This is a genomic window from Methylobacterium sp. AC315 (assembly GCF_979253755.1).
Genome location: NZ_CEEDEA010000064.1, coordinates 1 through 1,052, shown reverse-complemented (window position 1 = coordinate 1,052; position 1,052 = coordinate 1). Strand labels below are relative to the sequence as shown.

Annotated in this window: 1 protein-coding gene; it reads right to left on the bottom strand. The window is 67.7% G+C overall.

Features of this window, described 5'->3' with window-relative positions:
• Positions 1–15: 15 nt before the first annotated feature.
• Positions 16–959 (bottom strand): IS630 family transposase gene (locus AC0IY0_RS28705; protein WP_471766469.1). Its coding sequence is split into 2 segments (ribosomal slippage): positions 16–623 and positions 623–959, totalling 945 coding nucleotides; the frame shifts between segments, so codons are not numbered across the junction.
• Positions 960–1,052: the final 93 nt, after the last annotated feature.

Below are 1,052 nucleotides of genomic sequence, written 5' to 3'. Positions count from 1 at the left end.
TAGAGCATTTTCGGTTTAATCTGGTTCGTATCCTGCGGCAGCGAAGAAGTTGGCGCACTCGTCGGGCGTGACCGCATCGACGAGGCGTCCTATGGCCGACCATAGTCCCTCGACGGTGCGTTCGGCCGCCTTGCGCAGCAGTGCCTTCAGCTTCGAGAAGGCCATCTCGATCGGGTTGAAATCCGGGCTGTAGGGCGGGAGGAACAGCAGCCGCGCGCCCGCCGCCTCGATCGCCGCCCGCACGGCCGGCCCCTTGTGGCTGCCGAGGTTGTCCATGACGACGATGTCGCCGGGGCTGAGTTCGGGTACCAGGACCCGATCGACGTAGGCCTGGAAGGCGTCGCGGTTGATCGGCCCATCGAGCACGAACGGCGCGGCGATCCCGGACAGGCGCAGGCCGGCGACCAGGGTCGTGGTCTTCCAGTGGCCGTGCGGCACGGGCGAGCGCAGCCGCTCACCACGCGGTGAACGTCCGCGCAGTCGGGCCATGTTGGTGGCGGTCCAGGTCTCGTCGAGGAAAACCAGGCGCGCAGGGTCGAGGTCGGGCTGACCCGCAAACCACGCTTCGCGCGCCGCCTTCACGTCCGGGCGCTCCTGCTCGGTAGCGTGCGCTGTCTTTTTTTGTACGTCAGGTCGCGTGCGTCGAGGAAACTCCACAGCGTGCCGAGCCCGACTGTGAGATCTTGCTCGTCCCGCAGCCGTGCGCGCATCTCCTCCAGGGTGACGTCGGCCTTCGCATCGATCAGCGCACGCAGGAACGCCTCGTGCGGGTCGAGCTTCGAGCGACGCGCCCGCCCCTGCGGACGAGCAGATACCGTCCCCGTTGTCGCAAGCGCGGCCATCCAGCGGATCGAGGTGGCGATGCCGACCCCAAAGCGCGCGGCCGCCTGGCGGCGCGAGGTCACGCCCGCGGCCTCCACCACGCGCTCGCGCAGATCCTGGCTGTAGGGTCGGCCCATGCTTCGCTCCTTCTCCGGAACGATCAGTGAATCAGTCCAACAGCGCCGCGTGAACCCCACCCATGCGATTCAGCGCAGCCCGAAAACGCTCTA